This is a genomic window from Chryseobacterium amylolyticum, from assembly GCF_051011775.1.
In the GTDB taxonomy this organism is placed as follows: domain Bacteria; phylum Bacteroidota; class Bacteroidia; order Flavobacteriales; family Weeksellaceae; genus Chryseobacterium.
The window spans coordinates 443,066-449,416 of sequence record NZ_JBPCHX010000005.1 but is presented as its reverse complement, the minus strand read 5'-3'; the positions used below and the strand labels follow the sequence as shown (position 1 = coordinate 449,416).

The window sequence follows — 6,351 nt, the reverse complement described above, 5'->3', positions numbered from 1 at the left end:
GATCAAACTCTCCATTGTATGTTTGTCTGACTCACTCAAAGTTTTTAACGCTTTAGTTTTTCCTTACTTGGTTGTTATATTGTATGTCAATGATCTTTATATCTTCCGCTTTATAACGAAGCAATCTTTCTGTCAGTGTCGCTCCGTATTTGCGAGTGCAAAAGTAAAACTTTATTTTGTAATGACCAAATGTTTTAAAGAAAATTTTAAAGTTTTTTAAGTAACCTTAATCCTTATCCAACATCTCAATCACCCTGCTCCTGCGCTCCGATTTATTCGGACTGCAAAGATACAAACTCTTTTTTATCCCGCAACTCTTTTTACAAAAAGTTTTGAAGTTTTTTTCGTCTGTCTCTTTTCGGAGTCATAATGTCTCTGCCTATTCAAAGGCTCTTCTGCGCTTACTGATCTACTCTCGTTTTCAGTGGGGCAAAGATAGTAACTTCTTACAACGCAAAACAAGTTTATTTAACTTAAATTTTACCGTTTCGTAATATTTCAGCTTAAAGCGCTGGCAGGCAGGTAGAAAAATTTTAAACATTTGTTTGGGGTCCTGGGTGGGAAGCGTGGGAGCGTCCGGGAGTTGGTGGGCGGGTTAACCCTTGATCAAAATAGTATATATATTATATAATAGAGACCAGACTATAGAAGAAAACAAGCTTTCTTCGACAAGTTCAGAATTATACCGGGTTCCTATTGAATTGATGATACACCAGATTATATATCAAACACAGCATTGTCAATCCACAGGAGTCCGGACAAAACTTGTCCGTAGCATGACACGGATAATACCAACTGTTAAAAAAGATTTTAGACATTATCCTGCTAACTTACATCCTTTACTCTGGTCAAGAGGTTTGGATTCCTACGGAATGACACAATGGAAATAAAGGCTTGTATTCACTAACCCGAAGCTCGCAACACAATACCCCGGACCACTATATCCTCCTACCATGAAATTCATCATTCATCATTAACAAATCCTTCCCTAGCCCTGATAGCAATGGTTACCCCGCAGCAGAAGCCGGAGCGAAAGGGCTTGAGATGGGAAGCCCCGGCGCGAGGAGTAGAAATGGATAGCAGGATGAAGCTCCTGAATAAAGTGGGAAGGTTGGAGGGTCGGAGAGTGATATCTTAATAAAGGAAACAATCACAAATCTTAACTACTTCTAGTAATGGCTTTCTTTTTATGATTCAAGTTTTCAACTATAAGAATAGATGTAATAATGATAAAAAGAGACTGACATTTTTTTTGATTCCTTACATTTGCAGTGCATTCCGGTTTCTAAGGAATGAAATGAGTTTTTATATGACAGACAGAAAATATAAGGAAACGGTTCATACAGATAATAACCATTACGAATATATTACAGTAACAAACGACGAGAACAACGTCAGAATCTATACTTTGAAGAATGGATTAAAGGTTTTTCTTGCACAGAACTTTGATGCTCCGAGAATACAGACCTTCATTCCCGTAAGGACAGGAAGTAATAATGACCCGGCTGACAATACGGGGCTGGCTCATTATCTTGAACATATGATGTTCAAAGGAACTTCAAAAATAGGGACTCAGAATTGGGAGAAAGAAAAGGAACTTCTTGATCAGATCTCAGCATTGTATGAAGAGCATAAAGCAGAACAGGATCCTGAGAAAAAAAAGGAAATCTATAAAAAGATAGATGATATCTCACAGGAAGCCAGCCAGTACGCCATTGCCAATGAGTATGACAAAGCAATTTCTTCTTTGGGAGCAAGCGGAACCAACGCACATACCTGGTTTGATGAAACGGTTTACAAAAACAATATTCCGAATAATGAGCTTGAAAAATGGCTGAAAATAGAAAAGGAAAGGTTCTCTGAAATTGTACTTCGTCTTTTCCACACTGAGCTGGAGTCAGTATATGAGGAATTCAACAGAGCGCAGGACAATGATACGAGACTTGTGAATTATGAGCTGATGGATGCTCTTTTTCCTACTCATCCTAACGGACAGCAAACCACCCTTGGAAAACCGGAGCACCTGAAAAATCCTTCAATGAAGGCTATTCACAAGTATTTTGATGAATACTATGTTCCTAATAACTATGCCATGGTATTGGTCGGTGATCTTGATTTTGAAAAAACGATTCAGTTGATTGATCGGTATTTCGGTACTTTACCCTATAAAGAACTTCCCAAGAAGACGCCCGTTATTGAACAGCCTATAACATCAATTGTTACAAGAACGGTAAAAAGCCCTACTACTCCACGGGCTCAGATTGCATGGAGAACAGAAAGCTATGGAACCAGAGAAGCTATGCTGGCCGATATTATAGCCAATATCCTCAGCAACAGAGGGGAAGCCGGATTACTTGATTTACATATCAACCAAACGCAGAAAATGCTATGGGCACAAGCCTTTTCTGTTGGATTAAGACAGTACGGCTACTTTTCCATCGTTGCTGTTCCTAAGGAAACACAAACTCTGGAGGAGGCAAAGAATATGGTACTTGATGAAATTAAACTGATCAAGAAAGGAGATTTCCCGGACTGGATGCTGCCTGCAATCATCAATGATTTCAAACTTCAGAGAATGAAAGGGCTTGAAACCGCAGAAGGACTCGCCACTACACTTTATGATTCTTATATAAAAGGAAGAACCTGGGAGCAGGAACTGAATGAAATGGATGAATACGCCTCTTTCACCAAGGAAGATGTGGTAAATTTTGCCAATGATTTTTTCAGGGAAAACTATGTGGTTGTTAATAAAGAAAAAGGGGTAAACGACAAACTGATCAGAGTTGAGAACCCCGGCATCACTCCTATTAAGATCAACCGTGATGTTCAGTCTGAATTTTTAAAAGAGATTTTAGCAGATAAAACTGATGACATTAAGCCTGAATTTATTGATTATCAGAAGGAAATCATCACTGATCAGCTGAATGGCAAAAAATTAAGCTTTGTAAAGAACAAGTACAACGATATTGCCCAGTTGCATTTTATTTTTCCTATGGGAAGTGATCATGACAGAGATTTAGGAATTTCAACTCAACTGCTTCAGTATTTGGGAACAGATACGCTTTCGCCGGAAGATCTGAAAAAGGAATTTTTCAAAATAGGAATCGGCAATGATTTTAAAACAACAAATGATCAGCTGACCATATCTTTAAGCGGGCTGGAAGAGAATATAGAAAAAGGGATTGCCCTTCTTCAGCACTGGATGCATGATGTAAAATCTGATCAGGAGATCTATAATCAGTTTGTAGGAACAGTACTGGAAAACCGCCAGGCGATCAAGAAAGACAAAAACCGTATTATAACGGCTTTGAACAATTATACAAAGTTGGGACGCAATTCACGTTTTACGGATATTATTTCCAAGGAAGAACTTGAAAACAGCAACGCGGACGTTTTTACAGACAGAATGAAAAAGCTTTTCAAATATCCTTATCAGGTGTTTTTCTATGGTAAAGACTTTGGAAAATTCAAGGAATATATCGGAAGGTATATAGAACCTGAAAGTCTTCAGATCCCTGATGCCAAGCAATATCCGGAACCTGCAACAGGAGGAAATGTCAATTTCATCGATTATGATATGGTTCAGATTGAAATGAGTAAGATCGGAAAAGGAAACGAGGTGAATCCTAATCATTTTGGAAAGATCAATGTATTTAATGAATATTTTGGAAGAGGGTTGTCTTCGATTGTGTTCCAGGAGATCCGTGAGAGTAAAAGTCTCGCCTACTCAGCGTATGTTTCCTATGCAGCGAATTCTGAACTCAACCATCCTGATTATGTGACCACTTATATCGGGACCCAACCAGACAAGCTGATGATTGCGGTGGACACCCTGAATGAACTGATGACGGAACTTCCTGAAGTGCCTATTCAGTTTGAGAATGCAAAGAATACAGCCCTGAAACAGATTGCTTCAACAAGAATAACCCGCGAAAATATATTTTTTAACACTTTAGATCTAAAAAAACTCAATATCTACCACGACATTAGAAAAAACACCTATGAACAGATCCAAAACCTGAAGTTCGAAGATCTGAAAAAATTTTATAATACCATAATAAAACCAATACAATTCAATACAGCCATTATCGGAAAAAAAGAAAATCTGGATATGGAAGCCGTTAATAAAATGGGAACATTTAAAGAAGTAAGCCTGAAGGATATTTTCGGACATTAAAAAAACAAACGCCTGATAAGATTATCAGGCGTTTGTTTTTTATAATTGATGAATGATAATTGATAATTTATTCTGCTTATGTCATCATACAATCTCCGTCGCCATCCTGATAGTTTGGATTAAAATGATCGGGTAGCAATGCCAAAAGGTTTTTATGAAAAAGATACTCTCTTTTGAAATCACGTTCATAGATATGGGAAAATACTTTTGAATTTTGTATCACTTTGTTCAATCCGGTTTGGTAAGAAGTAAAACCCCTTACTTTATAAATAATGATGAAGTAATTTAAAAACCTGGCAACCTCATCTGAATCAGCTTTTGAAAACAGATATGGAATTTTAAGATAATCATCGCGAAGCTGTAGTAAAAAGCAGGATTTAAGTTTACTATTTGAATCAAAAATTTTAATCCAGAAATATTTAAACGTCCCTGCAAAACTTGAAAAAAAGTATTTCTCATCTTTTTCCCCTTCCAGCACCCATGGGTTGTCTATAAAAGTGTTGATTTCATCTGCATTCCGTTTGTTAGGAAATTCATTAATAAAAACAACACTTTCCTGATCGATTTTATCCAGCATTTCATATTTGAAATCCGGTTTTTGTATGGGAAGATTTTTTATTGAAATCAGCCCATTGGCTGCAGCATCCAGCAATTGAAAAAGCGGCTTCAGGAATTGAGTTCCCGGCTTTTTTTCAGGAATCATTTTAGCAGCATCGGTTCTGAAATAATAGCGTTTTCCTTCTTTAGGAAAGACATACTCAAACACTCCCATAATATTGTAGAGAGCCTCTGCTTCTTTGGTAAATTCTGTAATGGCAATTCTTCCTTCGTATTCTTCAAAAACTTTTTTCAACAATGCTTTTGCTGGTCTTTTCTTTCTGTATTCAGGGTTTACATATAAAGTACTGAGCCAGGCATAGCGGATTTTTTTTCCGTCGATGTCAAAATAATCCGGAAAACATCCTACATAACCGACCAGTTTTTCATCATAAAAAGCCAGAATAAGAAGCGTGTCTTCGGCTGATGCTTTTGGATTCTGAATATGAGACAGTGCACGATGTCTGGTAACCGGAAGAAAATCATATTGCTGAAAATCTCCGGATGATATAAAATCTTCCAGCTCTTTTCTGTTATATGTTTTCAGTGTTATCATTTTCTCATAATCATATTTTTATTGACCAGCTTTTTCAGTCTGAAATAAGCAATTTCCTTTTTCAATATCTGTGCTCCGCTCTCTCCCAATTCCATTGGAATTCTTTGAAAATTTCTCTTTATACTGTCCAGCTTTATGCCGGCACATCCGAAGCTGCAGTAAATTTCTTCATTTTTATAGAGTTCATCAAAAAAATCTTTCCGCACTTCAAAATCTGTAAACGGGAACGCAAAGCTTTCATACAGGAAACCACTTTCTTTTACATAAGCAAAAGCTTTATCTGTTGTTTCCAGCTGTTCTTTCAGAGATAAATCTCCGTATTTCGGGTGGTCCCAGCTGTGCGATGAGATTCCGAAGCCCTTACGGGTAAGGTCCTTTAATTCTTCAGTACTCAAATAAGGCTTATATTCTTTGGAATAAGTTTTAAAATCTACATCAAGTTTTTCTGCAAGCCAGTCCAGGATATCTTTTTCCTGATAATTAACCGATAAAATTTTCTTTTTTAAAATGTGTCTTTCTGTATTTTTAAGTGATAAACTAAAATAAATTTCAGGATCTATGGTTTTTATTTTTTCAACAGCACCTGCAAGCAGGCTTGCCTTACACCTGAACATCATTTCTTTATTATCAATGAAAGCAGGGTTGATAAAATTACAGGCATAAATTCCTTTACGTTCCAAAACGGGAGCAGCTACCTCATAAAATTCTCTGAAACCGTCATCAAAAGTAAGCAAAGCAATTTTTTTTGCAGGCTTAAAATTTCCTGACATAAAATCCTTGAACTCCTGCCAGTTTACAAACTGAAAATTCTTTGAGAGATAGTCCAGATCTTCTTCAAACTGCCTGGTATTCTTATAGCAGATCACGTGCTTTAGATGAGGAAGTTCTCTGTCTGAAACACTATGATAAAGAGGCAGACAGTAATCCAGCGGAAAAGATTTCCCGATATGATCAGATCCGAAGGCTGCCAGTACATTGATGATCCTGTCTTTCATTATTTAAAATAAAAAAGAATCTATTC

General features: G+C 37.0%; 3 protein-coding genes. 1 reads left to right on the top strand and 2 read right to left on the bottom strand.

All coding sequences use genetic code 11. The features are described 5' to 3' along the window. Positions 1-1,309: 1,309 nt before the first annotated feature. Positions 1,310-4,177 (top strand): M16 family metallopeptidase, encoded by a 2,868-nt coding sequence (locus ACR1PO_RS16535; protein ID WP_433987476.1) that lies wholly within the window; start codon positions 1,310-1,312, stop codon positions 4,175-4,177. Between the two features lie 76 nt (positions 4,178-4,253). Here ACR1PO_RS16535 and ACR1PO_RS16530 read toward each other — a convergent pair whose 3' ends face one another. Beyond that, positions 4,254-5,330 carry a GNAT family N-acetyltransferase gene (locus ACR1PO_RS16530; protein ID WP_433987475.1) on the bottom strand — a complete coding sequence of 359 codons (1,077 nt, stop codon included), beginning with the start codon at positions 5,328-5,330 and terminating at the stop codon, positions 4,254-4,256. Further along, positions 5,327-6,325: a polysaccharide deacetylase family protein gene (locus ACR1PO_RS16525; RefSeq protein ID WP_433987474.1), complete on the bottom strand. Its 999-nt coding sequence runs from the start codon at positions 6,323-6,325 to the stop codon at positions 5,327-5,329. Before ACR1PO_RS16525 ends, ACR1PO_RS16530 begins: the two co-directional genes overlap by 4 nt. Between the last annotated feature and the right edge of the window lie 26 nt (positions 6,326-6,351).

What these genes read in the sequence shown, in the direction of transcription:
- ACR1PO_RS16525 (WP_433987474.1), bottom strand. Translation starts at nt 6,325, where the DNA reads ATGAAAGACAGGATCATCAATGTACTGGCAGCCTTCGGATCTGATCAT.
- ACR1PO_RS16535 (WP_433987476.1), top strand. Translation starts at nt 1,310, where the DNA reads ATGACAGACAGAAAATATAAGGAAACGGTTCATACAGATAATAACCAT.
- ACR1PO_RS16530 (WP_433987475.1), bottom strand. Translation starts at nt 5,330, where the DNA reads ATGATAACACTGAAAACATATAACAGAAAAGAGCTGGAAGATTTTATA.